The organism is Megasphaera sp. AF13-6AC (assembly GCF_027685385.1).
Lineage (GTDB): Bacteria > Bacillota > Negativicutes > Veillonellales > Megasphaeraceae > Megasphaera > Megasphaera micronuciformis.
On record NZ_JAQCUN010000074.1, the window covers coordinates 5,657 to 6,481 of the forward strand.

Below are 825 nucleotides of genomic sequence, written 5' to 3' on the forward strand. Positions count from 1 at the left end.
TCTGTACCTCCTCTTGCAGTTCGGCATTTCGGGACTCATTTGCAGACGAATAAACCCTTCATAGGCTACTGCGTCCTGGAAGCCGAACCACGAGCCCAGAGAGCCGAGGATGATGCCGCCGACGATACCGGCAAGCAGTTTTGCCAGTAAGCCGAAATTGAAATGCATAAGAACAACTCCTTCAGTCCTTTTACAAAGGACAAATGTATTTTTAAGATGAATATATTGTAAATGCATTATTTTGAGTTGTCAATTACAAAAATACACAGGTAACGAAATAATAAAATTCATATATATGAGTATATGAGGGCAACGGTACGTTGACAGGCTTCGTAGATTGGTGTAGAGTAAAGAAAGTTAGGTGCGCAGATTCCGCCTAGCTTTTTTAAGTTGCCGCTTTTCTTGACGTCAGACCGCTCTTTGTGGTAAGTTATATAAGCAGTCTTGCGCAAAAAGTAGGTTTTTGACTATCTAATGAAGTGAGGTGTTAGGAATGCGTACAGCTATTACGATGGCATGCACAGAGTGTAAAAACCGTAACTATCGGACGAATAAGAATAAGAAAAACAATCCCGATCGTTTGGAATTGAAGAAATATTGCCCGTTCTGCAAGAAAGAAACGTTACATAAAGAAACAAAGTAATTGCCTGAATCTTAAAATTATTTTTTGAATGTGAGAGGTTATATGTCACTTTCAGCAGCACAAAAAGCAGCACAAAAGAATAAAAAGAAAAAAGAGTCAGGCCGATTCCTACAAGGCGTAAAAACGGAAATGAAGAAGGTCATCTGGCCGACACGGAAAGAACTGATCAACTATACCGTTAT

The 825-nt window shown here is 39.6% G+C and carries 2 protein-coding genes; both read left to right on the forward strand.

Annotated elements, in window-relative coordinates; translation table 11 throughout:
* Nucleotides 1–493 precede the first annotated feature (493 nt).
* Nucleotides 494–643, forward strand: coding sequence for a 50S ribosomal protein L33 (gene rpmG / locus PGX78_RS05280; RefSeq protein ID WP_006941118.1), 150 nt, complete (start codon nucleotides 494–496; stop codon nucleotides 641–643).
* A 42-nt stretch (nucleotides 644–685) separates the two neighbouring features.
* Nucleotides 686–825, forward strand: a 140-nt coding sequence (gene secE, locus PGX78_RS05285) for a preprotein translocase subunit SecE (RefSeq protein ID WP_270445750.1), incomplete at its 3' end; no start/stop codon positions are given.